Below are 21,930 nucleotides of genomic sequence, written 5' to 3'. Positions count from 1 at the left end.
GAAAAGGAAGGGAGTGTGGCCGCGAAACGAACGTTTCGCGGCATTTTTGTCCAAAAAGCGTTATTTTTCAGCTTTTGGCTGCATGATCTCGTCGTAGGTCGAAGTGGTTTCTGTCACTTCCGCCTGCTCAAGAATGTGCTCAACAACCTGGTCCTCAAGCACGGCTGACTCAACACCAGCCAGCATTTGACGCTGACTGTAGTAGTAGTCGATCACTTCCTGTGGATCTTCGTAAGTACTGGCAATCTCTTCCACCATAGTGCGAACAGCTTTAGCGTCAGGCTTAATGTCGGCTGATTTAACAACTTCACCAACAATCAGGCCCAGAGCTACGCGGCGCTTAGCCTCTTCTTCAAACATGCTGTCCGGCAACATGGATTTAGCGTCAAAACCTTTAGGCTGCTGGCCAAAACGCTGCATCATTTGATTGCGCAGCACATCAATCTCGCTGCCCACCAGTGCCTTCGGCAGCTCAACTTCATGGCTCTCGATCAACTGATCCATCACCTGAGACTTCACTTTGGCTTTTAGCGCGTTTTTCAGCTCGCGCTGCATATTGGCTTTTACTTCTTTCTGGAAAGCCTTAATACCGCCCTTCTCTAAACCGAAGTTTTGGAAGAACGCTTTTTTCAGCTCTGGCAAAGTTTGCTCAGAAACGCTATTTACCTTAATGGCAAACTCTACGTCAGCACCTTTTAGCTCTTCAGACTGGTAATCTTCCGGGAAGGTGACCTTGATGGTTTTTTCGTCGCCAGCTTTCATGCCCACGATGCCATCTTCAAAGCCTGGAATCATCGAGTTAGAACCCAGCACTAAGTTGTGGCCTTCAGCTTTGCCGCCTTCAAACTCTTCACCGTCTTTGGTGCCGGTAAAATCGATGTTTACCTGGTCACCATCGGCACTGGCACGCTCGACAACTTCGTACGTTGCCTGATGCTTGCGCAGGGTTTCGATCATATTATCGATGTCTTCGTCGGTAATCTCGGCCGACTCACGCGTCACTTTAAAGCCAGAAATGTCACCCAAAGCTACCTCTGGGTATACTTCGAAGGTAGCAACAAACTCCAAGTCTTTGCCTTCGCCCATTTCTTTAGGCTGAATGCTAGGCTGACCGGCAGGTTTCACGTCTTCTTTTTGCGCTGCCTCATAGAAAGAGCGGCTGATGACCTCGCCTACAACTTCTTGGCGAACACCGGCACCGTAGCGCTGCTTAACGATCTTCATAGGGACTTTGCCCTTGCGGAAACCGTTGATGCGAATGTTTTTAGCGGCGTCTTTCAGACGCTTTTCAATTTCGCCCTCTACGGTGTCAGCGGGTACGCCGATCGTCAGGCGACGCTCTAAGCCAGAAGTCGTTTCGATTGAAACCTGCATATTTTCCTCGTGAAATAACGTCGATGTCTCTCACATCGGTTAAATAACACCGCCGTTAGTGGCCGATGCAATTCTCTTTCATTGTTTGGTGCGGTCGGAGAGACTCGAACTCTCACACCTTGCGGCACCAGAACCTAAATCTGGCGTGTCTACCAATTTCACCACGACCGCGTCGCCCAATGGCGCATATCGCATTTTCTCAAAAGCTATCGTAAGCCTTTGATTTCTCACCAAAAAACTAAATAAGTAATCGGTCAGTTGCGAGAAGGGTGCTGATTTTGCCACAGTCCTCAGCGAGGTTCAACAAGCGAATTCAATCAATTACAAGGTTTTGGCTTTGCCAGCAGCGTTACCGCCCCGGATTCGAGGCGAATAACGGCGTCTTTAGCCGCATTTGCCGGGATTAAAATGGCCTGCTCGGCCCCCAACAAACGCTGATCGATCGCTTGCTCGCCGGTAACCGCCATAAGCAACTGATAACTGTCGCAGCCAGACAGCGGATAGTCGCCCGGGCGCAGCGCCCGCAAACGCCAGACTTCGAAGTCATCAAAATCGACAATCTGCTCGCGCACAATGGCACCACCGGCTTCGTTGTGCACGACAATGTCTGGCTGAGGCGGGCAATCCAGCTCGATTTTTGCCAGGGCGGCATCCGTGTCCCACTGGGCCTGAGTGAGCACTTTTTGAGCAAATGCTAAAATTTTGCGCTCATAAACTGGCGTCTGGAATTCTACCGTACGAACGCCGTGCAACAGTGAATGGGGGGTATAGCATGGCACCTTGACCACGTCGCCCACCCGCAACGGCAACACCTGGGCAAAACTGTCCATGTACTGCCGGCGCTCCTGCTCCTGACATTGCAAGTCAGCATCAACGTGCCGCAACCAGTAACGTACCTGAGACGGACTCGCCGGCGCACTGACATCCAAGCCCTCGGCCTGCTTGATAACATCGAGTCGCTCGTCGATTTGGCGCCGAACCTGCTCGTACTGAGTTACCGCCTCACGGTACGCCCGTTTAAAGCTATCGTCGTCGGCGTATTTGGCGCGCTTTGCCGGGCAAAAACCAAACCTAATGCCTCCGACCCCGTCTGGCCAGGCCGTGGCATCCACATGGGTTACCACATACACCTCTTGTTTGCGCTCGTGCATTTCAAAATACAAATCGCCAAACACTTCATCCGGTAGCGGGTCGAGAATTTTGAGCAACGTAAGCGTCTCGGGCTGCCCCGCACTAAAGCGCTGTGGCAGTAATGACAACAACCACGGCAGCGGCGTGCTTAGCTCGGCATTCCCCACCCCTGCCTGGCCACGCACCTCAATACCGGTATACCAAAGCTCCCGCCCCCAGGGCTTGGGAATGGCAACAGGCAGCAGAGAGACTCCGCGAGACAAGTTCAGCACAGGCGCACTAAATGTTTGGGCAAGGTGCGCAAGGTTAGCGCTCTCTGCGCACCCCTTAACAACCCGTAAAGACTCTTGAGTGGCCTCGCAAATAATACACTGAAGATCATTCACCGCGCCGCGCATCACAGCCAGCAGCGGCAGCGTTGTTGGCTCGGGCAAATAGTAAGCGTGATGATCAAACTGCAGCGCCCACAGCTCATCGGCGGCAGGCCGCGTGGAGCTGCCGGTCAAAAACGTATCGAGGTTTACAGCGGAGTAGATATTCAAGGCGCGACACTCTCCCGGGCGGCGTATTCGTGCAAGCGGCGCATTCTAACAGACAGAACCCGACACCAGGCAGGCAAAATCACACACGCTCGATAATGGTGGCAATACCCTGCCCTAAGCCAATGCACATGGTGGCCAAACCAATACGGGCATCGCGCGCCTCAAGCACACTAAGCAATGAGCCGGTAATACGAGTACCAGAGCAGCCAAAGGGATGACCCAGGGCGATTGCCCCGCCGTGCACATTCACGCACTCACCCATGCGGGACAGTAAATCCAAATCTTTAAGCACTGGCAAAGCCTGGGCAGCAAAAGCTTCGTTTAGCTCCACATAATCGACATCGGCCATACTTAAGCCCGCCGCTTTTAGGGCCTTTTGACTGGCGGGCACCGGCCCATAGCCCATTATCGAGGGGTCAACGCCGGCCAGCGACTGAGCCAGGATACGCGCGCGAGGCTTAAGGCCAAGCCTGGCGGCACGCTCGGCAGACATGACTAACATTGCCGAGGCGCCATCGGACAGCTGCGAGGAGCTGCCAGCTGTGACTTTGCCGTTAACCGGATCAAACACGGGCCTGAGAGAGGCGAGGCCTTCGAGCGTTGTCTCAGCGCGTATGGTTTCGTCTTCGGCGATCATCGCCGGCCCTCCCTCAGGTGTGTGCCCAGCAACCGGAATAATTTCCCGACTAAAAGCGCCATTAGCACGCGCCTGACCCGCCAATTGATGTGAGCGCAGTGAAAACTCGTCCATCGCCTCGCGACTGATACCGTGTAAACTGGCCAGATATTCAGCCGTTAGCCCCATATTACCCGCTGCCTTAGCAACACTTAAACCAAGCAACGGGTTGGGGTCCATCGCGTCGTACATGGGTAAGTGCCCTAGGTGCTCTACCCCTCCGACGAGGTAAACATCGCCCAGCCCGGCACGAATATTGGCACTGGCACTGTGCAGCGCGGCCATTGATGAGCCGCACAAGCGATTGACTGTCTGCGCGGGTATTGAATGATCAAGCCCGGCCAACAATACGATATATCGCGCAATATTAAACGCCTGCTCTTCGCGCTGTAGAACACAGCCCCAAATCAAGTCATCGATTTGCCTTGCGTCCAAGCCAGGGTTGCGATCGAGTAATCCACGCACCAGCGCCGCCGAGATATCATCGGCGCGGGAGTGCCGAAAACATCCCCCCTTCGAACGCCCCATAGCGGTACGGGCAAAGTCGACGATAACCGGGTCTCGCGGCTGTAAGTGAGTTGCAAACTGTGATTGTGACGACACCGTGAGCCTCCTGTTTATTGTGTGCTTGATACGTTAGGCAATGCTGAGCAGCCATAAAAACTATCGCCTTTCGCGGCCAGTGCTTGCAACACAGGCTCTGCTTGGTACAAAGGCCCTTCGGTCTTTAACATCTCGAGCTGCGTGCAAAACGCTCTAGCTCCAATGCTATCGACCCAACGCAGTACCCCGCCACGGTGTGGCGGGAAGCCCAAGCCATATACCATGGCCATATCAGCCTCGGCTACCGAGCCAACGACGCCTTCGTGCAGGGTACGGCATAACTCATTGACCAAAGGGGCCATCATGCGCAAAACAATTGTGTCATCGTCTATTTTTGCCTTTGCATCTGTACCCAGTAGTGCCAGAACCTCTGGATTGGGTGTTTTTTGTGGGCGTCCGCGCTTGTCTTGCTCGTAACAGTAAAAACCTTTGCCTCCTTTTTGCCCCAGCAAGCCGGCTTGATAAAGCTTTGCCGTTGGCGATGGGGTTGTCCGCCCCATTCGCTGCACAAACGCCTGCGCCATGGTTTGCTCGGCGTGCTCCGCCGTATCCAGGCCTACCACATCCAACAAGTGCCCCGGCCCCATAGGCCATCCCCAATGAGTCATTACCTGGTCGATATGCGTATAATCCACCCCATCATCGACCAGGCCGGCAAACCCGGCAAAGTAGGCAAATAACACCCTATTCACCAAAAAGCCCGCGCAATCGTTAACAACAATGGCTTTTTTGCCTAAGGCAGTCGCGCACGCGACCGCCCTGGCGACGGTGTCGTCTGATGTCTTGGCGCCGCGGATCACCTCGACCAAAGGCATGGCATGCACCGGGTTAAAAAAATGCAAACCGCAAAATTGCTCTGGGCGCTGCAGCGCTGTGGCGAGCTCCGTTATTGAAATAGTTGAGGTATTACTGGCAAGCACGGCTCCCGCCGCAAGCTCTGCTTCAACCTCCGCCAAAACGGATTTTTTTACCGAGACATTTTCTACCACCGCCTCGACGGCCATATCGGCACTGGCGAGTGGTTGATAGTGAAGCGTTGGCTGAATGCGGGTAAGTGCCTGAGCCAACTCCGGCACTGACATTTTGCCCTTATCAACACGGCGGCCCAATACTTTTGCCGCCTCTTTGAGACCGAGGTCAATACCTTTTTGATCTATGTCTTTGAGAATAACCGGCAAGCCCCTTAAGGCAGCCTGACAAGCAATTCCGCCGCCCATAATTCCCGCCCCCACGACCGCGAGCTGGTGCGTAGGCGTTGACGATTTCGCCTTCCACTGGCGCGCCGTTTTCGCAATAAACTGATCGGCAATAAACAAACCACTAAGGGCCTTAGCGGTATCGGTTTGCGCCACCGTCACAAAGTGGGCAAGCTCGAACTGTGCCGCCTCAGCGGCCGAGCTTGCGGCCCCTTCACGGATGGCGGCTAAGGCGGCCAGTGGAGCCGGATAATGTCGCCCAGCGCGTTGCGTGATCATTGCTTTAGCGGACTCAAACGCGAGGCCTGCCTCTATTTTATTAAGCGCCAGTGGCTGTGTTTTTTGGTTTCGTCGAGTGAGATAGGGCAACTCGCCACGGGCGCAGCGCTGCAGTAAATCAATCGCACAATCTTGCAGCTGAGCGACATCCACCACGGCATCTAATACCTGCGCTTTTAACGCCACATTAGCGGCAACCTCCTGCCCGGTCGCGATCCATTCAAGCGCCGTATCCAGCCCCGCCACGCGCGGTAGCCGAACGGTTCCACCCCAACCGGGAATAATCCCTAAACGAGTCTCAGGCAAACCAACTTTCGCGCTACTGTCGGCGATGCGGTAATCACAGGCGAGAGCCATCTCCAGCCCACCGCCCAATGCCAACTTATTAATCACCGCCACCGTGGCAAACGGCAGCGCCTCAAGGCGGCGAAAATTATCGATATTAGGCAACAAGTGCTCGGCAATGGCTTCGGCGCCAGCGGTAAAGACATCACTAAACTCATTGATGTCAGCACCGGCCAAAAATGAGTCTTTTGCACTGACAATCATCAAGCCCGTCACATCCGACGTCTCCAGCACATCAAGTGCACCAGTGAGCTCAGCGATGGCTTTTCGGCTAAACACATTAACGGATGCGTCAGGGGTATTAAACTCAAGCCGGGCCAAGCCGGCCTCGCGGGTTAACGTAAGAATTTCACCGTGATACATAATCTGCCCTATTGTTTATCAGCCCAGGTTGACTAACGTTTCCTAAGACTTTGCGCTACGATTACGGAGCCGCTAACACCTCGGTGGCAACGACAATTTGAGCCGAGTTGAGCTCTGATAAGTTTCTCACCCTGCAAGGGGTATAGGCGGCTAAGTAAAACCCTTCACCGGGTGAGAGCTCTTTTATTTTTGCACCTATGGTCATCTGAATATCCCCCTGGCAAACCCAACCAGCCTGATCAAAATGACTCATCATAGGCGTCTCGCCGGTATCGGTTTGCGGGTCAAAATAAAAGTGCTTTAAGGTAACGTTGCGATTGGTAATGTCTTCGCCAATCATCTGCATAAAACCATACAGCTTATCGTGCTTTACCATATTGTGCTGATCAAAAAAAACGTCTCCAGAGCCACCGTTCATTGATGAAAAAAAGTGTGACAGCGACATGGGGATGCCCGCGAGAACTTTCTCTAACGATTGCACGCTGGGACTTACCTGCCCCTGCTCAATCATTGAAATACTACTGTTGGTAACCCCCGCACGCTTAGCCAGCTCGCGCTGCGACAGTCCGTTAGCCTCACGGATTTCTTTTAGCCGTTTCCCCAGCGTATACGTCTGCGATGTCTGACTCATAGCGCCTCCTGCACTGTGTGTTTACCCGACCTAGAAGGAGGTGCGCCGATAAGTGCGATAACGCGGGTACCAAAAATTTGCCTCTACCTTCTCGGCAATTAACGCCTCAGGCACCGGCACCGCCACCCCGTCTTCAATCGCTTGGCGGAACACGGCCTGCGCAATTGTCACACTCACCTGGCGAATATCAGCCAGTGCCGGCAACAGCGAGCCCACACCGTCGCGGGCAAGCGGTGACAAATCGGCCAGCGCCCTGGAAGCTGCTAACATCATGGTGTCGGTAATGCGTGACGCTTTAGCCGCAATCACGCCCAAGCCCACACCCGGGAAAATATAGCTATTGTTACACTGAGCGATGTCGTAGCGCACCCCGGCAATATCCACTGGCGCAAACGGGCTGCCAGTTGCAACAATAGCTCTCCCCCCTGTCCAACGCAAAATATCAACCGGTTGCCCCTCGACTTTTGAGGTCGGATTAGACAAAGGCAAAACAATTGGGCGATCGCAATGCGCTTGCATCGTATCGATAAGCAATTTGTTAAACAGCCCCGGCTGGCCGGACACACCCACCAGAACCGTTGGCTGAGAATTACGCACGACGTCCAAAAGTGAGACTTGCCCGGTTTTGTCGTTTAGCCATTCACCTAAGTCACTGCCTTGCTTGCAAAACTCTTCCTGAAAGGGAAGCAAGCCACGGGAAGTGTCGGTAAGCAGGCCATCGCGATTAACTAAAAATATCCGCGCCAATGCCTGCTCACGGGTTAGTCCCTCCGCCTGCATCTGCACCGCAATTTGATCGGCAATACCACAGCCGGCGGAGCCGGCCCCAGCAAATACAATGGTTTGCTCCGAGAGTTTCTCTTGTTTGGTATTACAAGCGGCTAACAGCGTGCCGACCGTAACCGATGCGGTGCCCTGAACGTCATCGTTAAAACAACATAATTCGTCGCGATACTTATGCAACAGCGGTGTAGCGTGGGTCTGAGCAAAATCTTCAAACTGCAACAATGCATTAGGCCAACGTACTTTCACCGCCTGAATAAATTGATCGACAAATTCATAATACTCCTCGTCGGCAATTCGCTCATGCCGCCACCCCATATACATAGGATCGTTCATCAGCTGCTTATTATTGCAACCCACATCCAACACTACGGGTAATGTATAGGCTGGGCTAATGCCGCCACAAGCGGTATAAAGCGCAAGCTTACCGATGGGGATGCCCATGCCGCCAATACCCTGATCGCCTAAGCCCAGAATACGCTCGCCATCGGTGACAACAATAACTTTTACATTATGCTTAGTAGCATTTTGTAAAATATCGTCCAACCGGTCGCGATCCGCGTACGAGACAAACAAGCCTCGCTTACGCCGGTATATCTTAGAGAATTGCTCGCACGCCTGCCCTACCGTAGGCGTATAAATCAGAGGCATCACCTCTTCGAGGTGTTCGGTTACCAGACGGTAGTACAATGTTTCGTTGGTATCCTGAATATTGCGCAAATAAATGTGCTTATCAATATCGGATTTAAATGAGCTAAGTTGTTCGTATGCGCGAGCTTTTTGCTCTTCGATGGTTTCGATGCGAAAAGGTAGCAGCCCTTCAAGATTAAACTGTTCGCGCTCTTGCCGACTAAAAGCACTGCCTTTATTTAACAATGGCGCTTCTAGTAACGCCGGCCCCGCAAAGGGGATATAGATTGGTCTGGTATTCACAGAGTTACCCGCCGTTTGTCCGTTTTATGCCGGGGCCTGTGGCCCTGAATGAATCGCAACAGCGCTAGGTATCGGTGGGATCAAGCTTAGCCGCTCGTAACACCTCGTTACCGCCGTCGTCTGTAAGCGTCAGAATACCATGACGAATGGCAATATTGTGAGTTCCGGGCAGCGCCGCCAACAAGCGCTCCTCCTGCTCATTGAGCGCTGGCACACAAAGCATGCGGGTAGCCCCGAGCGGCTCCTTGATGATCAGGCGCTGTCCGTCCTGCTGATAATCACCAAAAAAACGATTACAGCTGGCATTGCCATTTAGTTTGCCGTCTTCATTAAAGCGCACACGCGCCGGGCTATAATCGATAACGCCACGCCCCGCGATGTACTCAACCCGCCACTCGCCAAGAAGATTCAGACCATTGATGTTAGCTGTCTCTGTAGATGTAGATGTAGGTGTAGAAGACAAGGTACAGCCAGCCCCCAAGGTAGTCGCCACAATCAGAATGAGTAAAGATAGTCGAATTAACATGGCATGTCGCTCTTTTTAAAGGCATTAGCAATGAGCCAACCGTATCCCGCGACTCATCCTCATTATTCGATCTAGACCCACAACTGGCGCAACAATTCCCCAGAGCTGAGGTAAATCGCGTGCTTTCATAGCCAAAGATTACTGCCCGGATAAAAAAACGCCAGGCATTGCCTGGCGTTTTTTTAATAGCTAGCGGCCCATGCCCGGTGGCAAACCGCCACCACCGCCCGGCATCATGCCGCCCAGGCCGCGCATCATCTTGCTCATCCCGCCGCCTTTCATCTTCTTCATCATTTTGGCCATTTGCTTATGCTGTTTGAGCAAGCGGTTTAGGTCTTGTATCTGCGTACCCGAGCCCTGAGTGATGCGTCGCTTGCGAGAGCTGGACAGGTCGTCGGGATGACGTCGTTCCCAAGGCGTCATGGAGTTAATCAGGGCCTCCATCACTTTAAACTGCTTACCCATATCGGCTTGTTGGGCCATTTGCGCCATATTGCCCATGCCGGGCAATTTATCCATCAGCCCGGTTAAACCGCCCATATCCTGCATTTGTTGCAGCTGGTCACGCAGGTCGTTCAGATCAAAGCGCTTACCTTTACTGACCTTTTGTACCAGGCGCTCGGCTTTATCCCGGTCGATCTTGCGCTCGGCATCTTCGATAAGCGACATAATGTCGCCCATACCCAAAATCCGTGAGGCAATACGATCCGGATGAAATGGCTCCAGCGCGTCCACTTTTTCACCCATCCCCAAGAACTTGATGGGCTTACCCGTCACTTGACGTACCGACAGAGCGGCACCACCGCGGGCATCGCCATCCGCCTTGGTCAAAATAACACCGGTCAGGGGCAACGCCTCATTAAATGCCTTGGCGGTGTTCACCGCATCCTGACCAATCATGGCGTCAATAACAAACAGGGTCTCGACGGGGTTGGCGACCTCGTGTAACTCTTGAATCTCGGCCATCAAGGCTTCATCGATATGCAGCCGTCCAGCGGTATCGATAAGCAGTACGTCGTAGAACTGGCGCTTAGCGTGATCAATGGCGCCACGGGCAATGTCGGCCGGCTTTTGCTCGCCGGTAGACGGAAAGCACTCCACCCCAACTTCGCCCGCCAGTGTTTGCAGCTGAGCTATAGCGGCTGGACGATAGACGTCCGCACTCACCACCAGCACTTTCTTTTTCTCGCGTTCGGTGAGGAATTTGGCCAATTTTGCGACCGAGGTGGTTTTACCCGCCCCTTGCAGGCCCGCCATCAAGATGACGGCGGGCGGCTGAACCGCGAGGTTAAGCGACTCGTTAGCCTCGCCCATCATATCGACCAGCTCAGACTCGACGATCTTGAGGAACTGTTGGCCCGGATTAAGAGCCTTACCTACCTGAGTCCCCAAAGCGCGCGAGCGCACCCGCCCAACAAAATCTTTCACCACAGGCAAGGCAACATCGGCCTCCAGTAAAGCCTTACGCACTTCGCGTAAGGTGGCCTGGATGTTGTCATCAGTAAGGCGCGCCTTACCTGTTATTTTCTTAAATGTACCTGAAAGTCGATCCTGCAGATTTTCAAACATAATGACACTAGTGCCCATTATCTGGCGGCCCACTTATACTGCGCCGCATAAGACTTTATCGCGAGAGGCCCTGTTGGCCCTCTGCGCATACTTAATCACTGTTGCCGGCGGCCAAAGCTACACCTGCGAAAGGGCCGCATTATAACGCGTATTATCGGGCCCCGTCTCGCGCCCTGAAGGAGAATAACCACGAGGGAGATTGATTCTCATTTATAGGCTTCTCATATCGCGTCGCATGTGACACACTTTCTCCCCAAAGTGCCCAGCGACGCGTATCCGGTGAGATGCCACGACCAGCGCACCAGCAACACTACCCATAAAGGACTCTGCCCACGCATGTCTGCACTCGACATCAACTTAATCGCCGCAGCTTTGTATCTGCTGGCCGCAGGCTATCTTTTTCTGTCGCTCTGGCGTCGACAGCCGATTCACCGCCAGCGCCTGTACCTCCTGACGGCCGTGGCACTGATCGCCCATGGCACGGGCTGCGCCAAATTGATTATTCAGCCCCAAGGGCTGGCGTTAAACCTGTTTCCAATGCTGTCGCTGATATTTTGTACTGTCAACACCGTTGTGCTGTTAAGTGCCGCACGTAAACCGCTGCACAACTTATTTATTTTACTATTCCCCCTGACGATACTTGCCATCATAGCCAGCCTATTACCCATCAGTAGCAACGTGCTTTTGCCGTTAACACTGGGCCTGGCTTCTCATGTATTACTGTCGATTCTGGCCTATAGCCTACTGACTATCGCGACCTTACAGGCGCTTTTTTTGGCCTATCAAAACCATCGGCTAAAGCACAAGCGCTCGCTCGGCCCAAGTGGCCTGCTGCCGCCATTGCAAACGATGGAGTCACTGCTGTTTGAGCTCCTCTGGGCGGGACAGCTATTACTAACCGGCGCCATTATCTCTGGGATCATCTTTCTCGATGACATTTTCGCGCAGCACGTGGTGCATAAAACAGTATTTACCCTATTTGCCTGGCTGATTTACAGCATCCTGCTGTGGGGACGCCACAGCTTAGGCTGGCGCGGATACACCGCAATACGCTGGACCCTGGTGGGGTTTGCCATGCTAATGTTGGCGTACTTTGGCAGTAAAATTGTACTCGAGTTTATTCTGAACATTTAGCCGACAGGCGATCTTGGCAAGGCCGGTTGCGCATTCGCGCAAACTGCTGCAAGATAGCCTGCCGAGCAGCAATATAGGCAAGACATTTCCTTGAACGACATACCCTTAGAACTACTGTTTGGGATTCTCCTAGGGCTACTCGTGCTCTCAGGCTTTTTCTCCAGTTCAGAAACCGCCATGATGGCGATCAACCGTTACCGCCTCAAGCACCTTAGTAAAAAAGGCGACCGCCGTGCCCAGCGGGTTGAGCTGTTGCTGCGCCGCCCCGACCGATTGATTGGCTTGATTCTGATTGGCAACAACCTGGTCAATAATTTCGCGGCAATTGTCGCCGGCTTTATCGGTATTCGCTTACTGGGAGACTCTTCCGGCCCCGCCATCGGCGGTCTACTGCTGACTCTGGTTATGCTGGTGTTTGCCGAAGTAACCCCCAAAACCCTCGCTACCCTCTACCCGGAGCGCATATCCTTTTTTTCCAGCCTTATCTTGCGCCCGCTCGCGGTGGTGTTAGCGCCAGCGGTAATGCTGGTAAATGGTATCGCCAACGGCGTCACCAAACTGTTTGGCATTGATAAGGCCCACACCCATATTGAGCACCTGGCGCCCGAAGAGCTGCGCACCGTGGTCGACGAAGCGGGGGCGTTAATCCCAGATCAGCACCAGGGTATGCTGCTTAATATTCTCGACCTGGAAAAGTCCACGGTCGAGGACATCATGATTCCACGTAATGAGGTCGAGGGCCTCGACCTGGAAGACGACGTGAGCACCCTGCTGACAAAAATTCGCACCTCTGAATACACCCGACTGCCTATTTACCGTGGCGACTTAAACGAAGTCGCGGGAATTTTACACTTACGTAACTCAGCTCGATTTTTAAACGGTAATGACAGCGAGATTACCAAGGCCGATTTTCAGACCCACGCCGATGAGCCCTACTTTGTCCCCGAGTCCACACCGCTGCACACACAGCTGATGAATTTTCAGCAACAAAAGTGTCGTATCGCGCTGGTCGTTAACGAGTACGGTGAAGTACAAGGCATCGTCACCCTGGAAGACTTGCTGGAAGAGATTGTCGGCGACTTCACCACCAATGTTGCCGAAGATGAAGATCAGGATATTATTCCTGCAGAAAACGGCTGGTACAAAATCGATGGCGGTACGTTTATTCGCGACATCAATCGCACCCTAGAGTGGTCACTGCCAATTGACGGCCCGAAAACATTGAACGGCCTTGCCATGGAACACCTCGAAGGCATCCCTGATGGCAACATTAGCTTTACCCTAGATCATTATCTAATTGAAACCGTGGAGATAACCGACAAGATGGTGGCGTGGTTTAAAGTAAAGATGGATGAAAAGATTCAGTAAGCTGCCCGAGAAGCGAGCTCACGCTAACGGCGCAACGTCAATCGTCGCGCCGGTTTAATTTGTGCAACAGCCAACCAACCAACGCCGCCATCGCCAGCAACAACGACAGCAAAACCACTACTACTGTCACATAGCCAAGCAGTTGCTCCCAGCTTACTCCCCACCCATAAACAGCCAAACCAATAAAACACGCACAAGATAAGAAGCTGGCAGCTCCTAAACGGCGGTAACGACCAAGACGTCTGAACATAAAATACCTATTTCCCCCGGGTGCGACACGCTAGCGATATATTAATACGCCGTATTACCTTGCCGCTGGTAAAGCGCTTCAGCACCGGCAAGATCTTCGGCGTTGACAACATTTTTATAGCCAAGCTGCTCCAGCGTTTGCTTTGCTATATCGGCGCGCCGGCCACTGCGACAATAAAGCACGATCTCTGAGTCTTTATCGGTGGCGTGCTGCGCGATTCGATCAGCGATCTCGCCGTAGGGAATATTCACCGCCGCTGCTAAACGGGAGGCGGCAAACTCTTCGCTGGTGCGCACATCAATCCACAAGGTATCGGCGGCACTCACGTTAATGTGCAACCCCAGTAACAGCAGCAACATCAACAGCCGAGCTGCCCTGGGTATTGGCACAGTACTCATATAGCTCTCCTCGCACTCGTCTATCCCTCGCGCCGCCACTTTGTACCTTCGGGAGAATCCTCCAAAACGATACCGGCAGCCAAGAGTTGATCGCGCACTTCGTCGGCACGGGCAAAGTTTTTATCACGCTTCGCCTGGGTGCGCTCGGCGATTAATGCCTCAACGTCATCCGCCGCGATATCATCAGCACTCGCCGACTGCAAAAAGCTATCGGGCGCACAGCCAAACAAACCAAACAATTCACCCATAGCTTTAAGCGCACTCACCAGCGGTTCGGCATCAGCCCCACCCTTTGCGGAGTTTAATGCCCGCACCAAATCAAACATCACCGCAAGCGCCACGCGAGTATTAAAGTCATCGTTCATGGCCGCCACGAATTTCTGATAAAATTCGTTATCAGATAATTCGCTTAACGGTGCAGCCGGCACTGCTTCGTAGCCGCGCAGAGCACTGTACAAACGATCCAAGCCAGCTTTAGCCTCAACAAGGTTTTCTTCCGAGTAATTGATGGGACTACGATAGTGACTACTGATTAGCAGGTAGCGCACCACCTCAGGATGGTATTGCTTTAACACGTCACGAATGGTGAAAAAGTTGCCCAAGGATTTCGACATCTTTTCGCCATCCAAGCGTACCGCACCCGCGTGCATCCAGTAGTTGGCGTATTGACAACCATTGGCCGCTTCACTTTGCGCGATTTCGTTCTCATGGTGAGGAAACGGTAAATCCGGCCCGCCGCCATGAATATCAAAGTGCGCTCCCAAACACGCCTTACTCATGGCCGAGCACTCGATATGCCAGCCCGGGCGCCCGCGCCCAAAAGGCGCATCCCAACCAACATCTTGCTCACTGGCAAACTTCCAAAGGGCAAAGTCACGCGGGTCTTCTTTCGCCGAGTCGACCTCTACCCGGGCGCCGGCTAACAATTGCTCGGGGTCTTTATTGGTGAGCTTACCGTATTCGGCAAAACGGCTTACGCGATAGTACACATCGCCATTACTTGCCTGGTAGGCAAAATCTTTGGCAATTAAGGTTTCTATCATCGCTATGATATCCGCAATGTGCGCGGTTGCACGCGGCTCAGCATCCGGAGGCAGTATACCCAAAGCCTTTTCATCCTCATGCATATACTCGATATAGCGCGAGGTTAAATCAGTGTAGGGCTCGCTGTTTTCCTGTGCCCGATTGATGATTTTGTCATCGATATCGGTAATATTGCGCACGTAATGAACTTGCCATTGCTGCGAGCGTAAAAAACGGCTTATGACATCGAAAGCCACCAACACTCGTGCATGACCGATATGACAATAATCGTAGACGGTAATACCACAGACGTAGAGACCGATTTTACCCGGCTCTCGTGGCGAAAAAACTTCCTTCTTGCCTGACAATGTACTGTATATCGTTAAACTCATAACTCAGTTTCTCTAAACGTCTATCTTGCAGTGCTTATGTAGCGCAACCTGCACGCTGCCCAACAACAACCGTAAATTCAATTAGTTTTGCTGAGAAATCTTCGCCCAGCTGTCACGCAAACCAATAGTACGGTTAAACACTAATGCGCCATCGCGGCTGTAGTGACTATCGAGACAAAAGTAGCCCTCGCGCTCAAACTGGTACGCCGACTCGGGCTTAGCCTCACCAAGTGACACCTCGGCCTTGGCACCGCTTAACACCTGCAGGCTATCCGGGTTAATCGCCTGCAAGAAATCCGAGCCACCCGCACCAGGGGATTCTTCATTAAAGAGACGATCATACAGTCTCACATCGCACTCGATGTTTTCTGCCGCCGACACCCAGTGGATAACCCCCTTGGGTTTTACGCCATCTTCCGGATCTTCACCAATGGTGTTTTCAATGATACGAGCTTTCACTTCCACCACTTCACCGGCGTCGTTTTTAACGGCTTCATCGGCCTCGATAACGTAAGCGTTGCGCAAACGTACCCGTTTACCCAGCACTAAACGTTTGTACTTTTTGTTGGCCTCTTCACGAAAATCTTCCACATCGATAAACAATGTCTGACTAAACGGCAGCTCACGCTCGGCCAAATCATCACGATTCGGGTGGCCCGGGGCACGCAAGCGCTCAATTTTATCCTCGGGATAATTGGTTAGTGTCACCTTCAATGGGCGCAGCACACACATTGCCCGCGGCGCGTTTTTGTCGAGATCATCGCGCACACAATATTCCAGCATGCCGACATCAACGACACTGTCCGAGCGAGTAACGCCGATGCGATCGCAAAAATTGCGCAGCGATTGGGCGGTATAACCACGACGTCGCATACCCGAGATAGTCGGCATACGCGGATCGTCCCAACCATCTACATGCTGCTCATCAACCAATTGACGCAATTTTCGCTTACTGGTGACGGTGTAGTTCAGATTTAATCGGGCAAACTCATATTGCTTTGGCGTCGCCGGCACCGATAGGTTTGCAATAAACCATTCGTACAGCGGGCGATGATCTTCAAACTCTAGCGTGCAAATCGAGTGGGTAACCCCCTCGATGGCATCACTCTGACCATGGGCGAAATCGTACGAGGGATAAATACACCATTTATCGCCTGTGTGATGATGACGCACTTTTTTAATTCGGTAGATAACCGGGTCACGCAGGTTAATATTGGGGGCCGCCATATCAATTTTAGCGCGTAACGAACAGCTACCCTCTGCCAATTCGCCGGCGCGCATTTTGGCAAACAACTCCGTGTTCTCGGCGACACTGCGGTCTCGGTTGGGGCTATTTTTACCAGGCTCGGTAAGCGTACCGCGATATTCGCGAGCTTGATCTGGGCTCAGATCGCACACATAGGCTTTACCCGCTTTGATAAGCTCGAGCGCCCAGTCGTGTAATTGATCAAAATAATCAGAGGTAAAACGAATCTCTTCGTGCCACTCGAACCCTAACCACGAAACGTCACGCTTAATGGACTCGACGTATTCGTCACTTTCCTTTTCCGGGTTGGTGTCGTCAAAACGAAGGTTACAGACTCCGCCAAACTGCTTCGCCACGCCAAAATTAAGACAAATGGACTTCGCGTGACCAATGTGTAAATACCCATTTGGTTCGGGTGGAAAGCGCGTCACGATAGTCTCGACTTTACCTTCATCCAAATCTTTACGGAGAATGTTTTGAATAAAGTGCGAGGGTTTTTCGACTTTGGTAGAGCCGTTTTCGGTGATTTCAGTCATGCTGATTAACAATCCAGTTAGCAAGCGAGAGTGCCGGACGCACCGGCGAGTCAGATAGGGTATTGTAATGCTTGGTCGCGTGATTTCCTACTACTGCGCCACGCCCGGCGAGACTGTTGAGCGATAGCCTGCGCGGCGCTGGATTTGATATTGACGCACAGCCTCATTATGGGCCTCCAGCGTGTCGGAAAACACATGAGTGCCATCCCCCTTGGCAACGAAATACAATTCACTACCCGGGTCCGGGTGTAGGCTAGCATAAACAGCCTCGCCCCCAGGCAGTGCGATAGGGGTAGGCGGTAACCCGTGAATCGTGTAGGTGTTGTAAGGAGTTGGGCGCTGCAGATCGGCGCGGCCGATTTTTCCCTGGTAACGATCACCCATACCGTAAATTACGGTCGGATCCGTCTGCAGACGCATATTGTTTTCCAGGCGGCGGACAAATACGCCGGCTATCTTCCGGCGCTCCCACGACGCCCCGGTCTCGCGCTCGACAATAGACGCCATAGTCAACGCTTCATAGGGTGTCTGATAAGGCAAGTTCGGGTCGCGCCCAGGCCACAATTCATCCAGTGTTTGGCGCATCTTACGGTACGCCCGCTGCAAAATCGCAACATCGGTAGTACCGCCCGTATAGTGGTAAGTATCAGGGAAAAACCAACCCTCGGGATGCTCAATGGGCAAGTCGAGCAGTGCCAACTGGGCTTTTAGCGACTGCCCTGCCAGTTGTGCCTCGACTCGCTCGGCATCCGCTAGCGCCTGCACTGCCTGCGCAAAGGTCCAACCCTCAATTAACGTAACGGTGTAGCTCACAACGTTACCGGTGTTGAGCATTTTCATAAATTGCCTGGGAGTCATGCCCGGCTCGAGCATGTAGTCACCGGCACGCACTTCACTCTGACCACTAAAGCGCGCATAAAGCGTTAAAATGCGCGGGTGTTCAAGTATGCCGCGGTTAGCCATATCCGTGGCAGCGCCACTCAATGTACTCCCGGGTTTAAGCTCGTAATGCAAGCCGTCATCGGGTAGTGCCATAGGCTCGGCATACCACTTTTTAAAATATTGCAGCGCACCCAGCAAAGAGACCAGAAGGGCCAAAAGCGCCAGCAGCATTAAACGTTTTACCAACCCGACTGCCAACTGAATCATTTAACACTACCCTTGCCTTGCACAAATTCGCCAAGCAATGCACGTAAAGCCTGTGCATTATCATGCTTCAAAAACCTACGGGGCTCACCCGATGTATCGATGATTTCACCGACGGGTCGAATCCCCCGATTGCTGTTACACAAAATCACTTCATCTGCCTGATACATCTCAGCGAGTGTAATGGGTACAACCTTAACCTTGTAGCCAATGCCTGGAAGCAGCTCATTCATCAACAACTGCCGCATAACACCGGCCACACCGCACTCACTCAACGCTGGTGTATACCACTGGCCAGATTGCCAAATAAACACGTTATGAGCAGTTGCTTCGATAACGCAGCCGTGATTATCCAGCATTAACCCTTCGTGGATATTGGAATTTTGCCATTCGGAGCGCGCCAGCACATTTTCTAACCGGTTGAGGTGCTTGTGCCCAGCAAGAACTTTATTTGCGGCCAAACGCATCTCACAAACCCTAACCCGCAACGGGGTTAACGGATCCGAGAATGGCGAGAGGCTATCAGGGTACACCTGCAATACCACGGTTGGCACCAAGTGCCTGGAGTATTGATAACCGCGACCACCCACGCCGCGAGTCAGCAAAATTTTTAGCGTTCCCTGCCCTATGTTGCGCCCCGTCAACTCGCTAAAAACGTCACGCAGCCAAACGTGTAGTTGCGTGACATCAAGCGCAATAGACAAAGCCTGAGCACTGGCTTGCAAACGCTTTATGTGCCAGGGCCATAAAGGCACTCGCCCATCGACAATGCGACAGGTTTCAAATAATCCGTCACCATAAGCCAAGCCTCGGTCAAGTACACAAAGCTGATCACCAGGTTCTCCGTCAACCCAGGTTAATGGCCGCTCAGGTGTCGACACGGCTAGCGGAGCTCAGGGTTGGGCAAGGCAGGCACAGGGCTAAACTAGTCTCGCAACTTAGAAAACAATAACGACCCGTTGGTACCACCAAAGCCGAAAGAGTTGCTCAGGACGGCCTCAATAGGCCGCTCTTGCGCTGTGTGGGGCACCAAATTGATATCACATTCATCATCTGGGTTGTCGAGGTTAATGGTTGGCGGAGCCACTTGATCCCGGATAGCCAAAGTACTGAAAATGGCTTCGACCGCACCAGCCGCTCCCAGCAAGTGCCCTACCATTGACTTAGTTGAGCTTACTGCCACCTGATCAACCGCCGATTTCATTACGGATTTAACCGCGCGGCACTCGGCTTTATCACCAGCCAAGGTAGAGGTGCCATGGGCGTTGATGTAATTGATAGATTCCAGCGCAATGCCAGCATCATTGATGGCGTTTTGCATCGACAGTGCCGCACCAGCACCATCCTCGGGCGGCGACGTCATATGATAGGCATCACCACTCATACCAAAGCCAATCAGCTCGGCATAAATATTGGCGCCACGGGCACGTGCATGCTCATACTCTTCGAGCACCATAACGCCGGCGCCGTCGCCCAGCACAAACCCGTCGCGGTCTTTATCCCACGGGCGGCTTGCCGCCAATGGATCATCATTGCGGGTCGACAGCGCACGAGCCGCCGCAAAACCACCTAAGCCTACCGGGGTGGTGGCCATTTCGGCGCCACCGGCCAACATAACGTCGGCATCGCCATACATGATCGAGCGAGCCGCCAGGCCAATACAGTGAGTGCCCGTAGTACAAGCAGTGGTCACCGCCAAATTAGGGCCACGCAGCCCGTAGTGGATAGACAAATTACCGGCAATCATATTGATAATCGCACCGGGCACGAAAAACGGCGACATACGACGCGGCCCCTTGTGCTCCACAATCAAAGTGCCATCTTCGATTGTACCGATGCCGCCGATACCAGAGCCGATGGACACACCGATACGCGCACCGTTAGCCTCGGTAACCTCGAGACCAGAATCACGCATCGCCTGAATCCCCGCCACCATCCCAAACTGGATGAAAGGGTCCATTTTGCGAGCATCTTTAGCGGGAAAGTAACCTTCGACCGAAAAGTCTTTGACGGACGCCGAAAAGCGCGTACTGAAAGCAGAGGCGTCAAACTGGGTGATAGGCGCAACACCACTGCGCCCGGCAAGGATTCCATCCCAGGTATCCGCCACGGTGTTGCCCAGCGGACTGACCATACCCAAGCCTGTTACTACTACTCTCTTACGCGACACGTGATTTGTTCTCCCCCACAACGGACCTATACGCCATCGACAAAACGTCTCAGCGTACCCAAAACCCCAAAGAAAAAGCCGTACTATTTCTCAATAATACGGCTTTCGCGAAACCTGCTACCAAATATGTCGCAGATTAGGCCAAATTGGCATTGATGTAATCGATGGCCAACTGAACTGTGGTGATTTTCTCGGCTTCTTCATCTGGAATTTCGGTTTCAAACTCTTCTTCCAGAGCCATTACCAGTTCTACGGTGTCCAGAGAATCCGCGCCTAAATCTTCAACGAAAGAAGCTTCGTTCTTCACTTCGTCTTCTTTAACGCCCAGTTGCTCAGCAACGATTTTTTTTACGCGTTCTTCAATGCTGCTCATGATCTAATTCAACTCCTAATAGGTAGTATCGACGAAACCGTCATGTTTAGAACCATTTGACGGTTCCAGATTTTCTACGGCGAAATCGATGCGCATTTTACATCTATTTTTACCGCGTTGTAACGCATAAGACAAAAAATCTTTAAATTTTTGCCCTTTTTCCAATTAAAACAGGTAGTTACAACCCACTTTAATTCATGTACATACCGCCATTGACGTGTATTGTTTCACCAGAAACATAACCTCCGGCGTCAGAGGCCAAAAATCCAACTACTGCAGCAATTTCTTCAGGCTTACCCAAACGCCCCAGCGGTATCTTATTCAGCAACTGAGCTTTCTGCTCGTCGGGCAACACCCGGGTCATATCCGTATCGATAAAACCAGGCGCCACGGTATTAACCGTGATACCGCGCGAGCCGACCTCGGCCGCCAGTGAACGGGCAAAACCTGCTGCGCCCGCCTTGGTTGCCGCGTAGTTAGACTGCCCGGCATTACCCATCGCACCCACCACTGAACCCACGTTAATAATACGGCCCCAGCGGCTTTTCATCATACCGCGCAGCACCGCCTTACTCAGGCGATAAACAGCACTGAGGTTGGTATTAATAACATCAAACCACTCCTCATCAGACATCCGCATAAGCAGGTTGTCTTTGGTGATGCCGGCGTTATTCACCAAGATCAGGGGTACACCATACTCTTGTTGCACCTCCTTCAAAAGCCCTGCTACCGAATCGGCGTCTGTTACATTCAAAACCTTACCCACGCCGGTTAATCCGTTAGCCGCAAAGCGCTCGGTAATTGCCGCTGCGCCTTTCTCGCTGGTTGCAGTACCAATAACGGTGCAGCCCGCCTGTGCCAACTGCTCAGCGATGGCAGCACCAATACCGCGACTCGCACCGGTAACCAGTGCAACCTTGTTATCTGTCGTCATATCCTTCTC

The 21,930-nt window shown here is 52.7% G+C and carries 19 protein-coding genes and 1 tRNA gene; 2 read left to right on the top strand and 18 right to left on the bottom strand.

All coding sequences use genetic code 11. The annotated features are described in order from the left end of the window. Positions 1–60: 60 nt before the first annotated feature. The 9 genes from tig to ffh all read right to left on the bottom strand — a co-directional run bounded on the left by tig (position 61) and on the right by ffh (position 10,951). Positions 61–1,374: a trigger factor gene (gene tig / locus SD69_RS10495; RefSeq protein WP_041523185.1), complete on the bottom strand. Its 1,314-nt coding sequence runs from the start codon at positions 1,372–1,374 to the stop codon at positions 61–63. A gap of 86 nt (positions 1,375–1,460) precedes the next feature. After that, positions 1,461–1,545, bottom strand: a tRNA-Leu gene (locus SD69_RS10490). Between the two features lie 146 nt (positions 1,546–1,691). After that, a complete protein-coding gene (locus tag SD69_RS10485; RefSeq protein ID WP_041523184.1) occupies positions 1,692–3,047 on the bottom strand; it encodes a hypothetical protein in 1,356 nt (451 codons plus the stop codon). Positions 3,048–3,126: 79 nt separating this feature from the next. After that, the gene (gene fadA / locus SD69_RS10480) at positions 3,127–4,326 is read right to left on the bottom strand and encodes an acetyl-CoA C-acyltransferase FadA (RefSeq protein WP_041523183.1); all 1,200 of its coding nucleotides are present in this window, start codon (positions 4,324–4,326) and stop codon (positions 3,127–3,129) included. Between the two features lie 14 nt (positions 4,327–4,340). After that, positions 4,341–6,509 (bottom strand): fatty acid oxidation complex subunit alpha FadB, encoded by a 2,169-nt coding sequence (fadB, locus tag SD69_RS10475; RefSeq protein ID WP_157471659.1) that lies wholly within the window; start codon positions 6,507–6,509, stop codon positions 4,341–4,343. Between the two features lie 61 nt (positions 6,510–6,570). Next, positions 6,571–7,140, bottom strand: coding sequence for a helix-turn-helix domain-containing protein (locus tag SD69_RS10470; RefSeq protein WP_041523181.1), 570 nt, complete (start codon positions 7,138–7,140; stop codon positions 6,571–6,573). Positions 7,141–7,170: 30 nt separating this feature from the next. Further along, on the bottom strand, positions 7,171–8,856 hold the full coding sequence (locus SD69_RS10465) for an NAD-dependent malic enzyme (protein ID WP_041523180.1): 1,686 nt from the start codon (positions 8,854–8,856) through the stop codon (positions 7,171–7,173). A gap of 64 nt (positions 8,857–8,920) precedes the next feature. After that, a complete protein-coding gene (locus SD69_RS18115) occupies positions 8,921–9,382 on the bottom strand; it encodes an META domain-containing protein (RefSeq protein WP_052481062.1) in 462 nt (153 codons plus the stop codon). A gap of 189 nt (positions 9,383–9,571) precedes the next feature. Further along, positions 9,572–10,951, bottom strand: a complete 1,380-nt coding sequence (gene ffh / locus SD69_RS10455) for a signal recognition particle protein (RefSeq protein WP_041524683.1) — start codon at positions 10,949–10,951, stop codon at positions 9,572–9,574. A 336-nt stretch (positions 10,952–11,287) separates the two neighbouring features. Between ffh and SD69_RS10450 the strand changes: the two genes are divergently transcribed. Next, positions 11,288–12,085 carry a cytochrome C assembly family protein gene (locus tag SD69_RS10450; protein ID WP_041523179.1) on the top strand — a complete coding sequence of 266 codons (798 nt, stop codon included), beginning with the start codon at positions 11,288–11,290 and terminating at the stop codon, positions 12,083–12,085. Between the two features lie 90 nt (positions 12,086–12,175). Continuing rightward, positions 12,176–13,453 carry an HlyC/CorC family transporter gene (locus tag SD69_RS10445; protein ID WP_041523178.1) on the top strand — a complete coding sequence of 426 codons (1,278 nt, stop codon included), beginning with the start codon at positions 12,176–12,178 and terminating at the stop codon, positions 13,451–13,453. Between the two features lie 37 nt (positions 13,454–13,490). Here the strand turns inward: SD69_RS10445 and SD69_RS18770 are convergent, their stop codons facing one another. From SD69_RS18770 to fabG, 9 genes are all read right to left on the bottom strand, one after another. Further along, positions 13,491–13,703 carry a hypothetical protein gene (locus tag SD69_RS18770; RefSeq protein WP_157471657.1) on the bottom strand — a complete coding sequence of 71 codons (213 nt, stop codon included), beginning with the start codon at positions 13,701–13,703 and terminating at the stop codon, positions 13,491–13,493. 41 nt (positions 13,704–13,744) lie between these two features. Further along, positions 13,745–14,101: a rhodanese-like domain-containing protein gene (locus SD69_RS10440; protein WP_084591544.1), complete on the bottom strand. Its 357-nt coding sequence runs from the start codon at positions 14,099–14,101 to the stop codon at positions 13,745–13,747. 20 nt (positions 14,102–14,121) lie between these two features. Continuing rightward, positions 14,122–15,516: a cysteine--tRNA ligase gene (cysS, locus tag SD69_RS10435; protein ID WP_041523177.1), complete on the bottom strand. Its 1,395-nt coding sequence runs from the start codon at positions 15,514–15,516 to the stop codon at positions 14,122–14,124. A gap of 81 nt (positions 15,517–15,597) precedes the next feature. Next, entirely contained in the window at positions 15,598–17,298 is a 1,701-nt protein-coding gene (locus tag SD69_RS10430; RefSeq protein ID WP_052481061.1) for a glutamine--tRNA ligase/YqeY domain fusion protein, read from the bottom strand. A 90-nt stretch (positions 17,299–17,388) separates the two neighbouring features. Beyond that, the gene (gene mltG / locus SD69_RS10425; RefSeq protein WP_041523176.1) at positions 17,389–18,447 is read right to left on the bottom strand and encodes an endolytic transglycosylase MltG; all 1,059 of its coding nucleotides are present in this window, start codon (positions 18,445–18,447) and stop codon (positions 17,389–17,391) included. Continuing rightward, positions 18,444–19,325 carry an aminodeoxychorismate lyase gene (pabC, locus tag SD69_RS10420; protein WP_084591543.1) on the bottom strand — a complete coding sequence of 294 codons (882 nt, stop codon included), beginning with the start codon at positions 19,323–19,325 and terminating at the stop codon, positions 18,444–18,446. Before pabC ends, mltG begins: the two co-directional genes overlap by 4 nt. A gap of 44 nt (positions 19,326–19,369) precedes the next feature. Then, the gene (fabF, locus tag SD69_RS10415) at positions 19,370–20,614 is read right to left on the bottom strand and encodes a beta-ketoacyl-ACP synthase II (protein WP_041523175.1); all 1,245 of its coding nucleotides are present in this window, start codon (positions 20,612–20,614) and stop codon (positions 19,370–19,372) included. 136 nt (positions 20,615–20,750) lie between these two features. Further along, entirely contained in the window at positions 20,751–20,987 is a 237-nt protein-coding gene (gene acpP, locus SD69_RS10410) for an acyl carrier protein (protein WP_007640684.1), read from the bottom strand. A gap of 190 nt (positions 20,988–21,177) precedes the next feature. Next, positions 21,178–21,921: a 3-oxoacyl-ACP reductase FabG gene (fabG, locus tag SD69_RS10405; protein WP_041523174.1), complete on the bottom strand. Its 744-nt coding sequence runs from the start codon at positions 21,919–21,921 to the stop codon at positions 21,178–21,180. Positions 21,922–21,930 lie beyond the last annotated feature (9 nt).

The sequence above is a fragment of the Gilvimarinus agarilyticus genome, assembly GCF_000832015.1.
Lineage (GTDB): Bacteria > Pseudomonadota > Gammaproteobacteria > Pseudomonadales > Cellvibrionaceae > Gilvimarinus > Gilvimarinus agarilyticus.
This window is presented reverse-complemented; position numbering and strand designations above follow the sequence as displayed.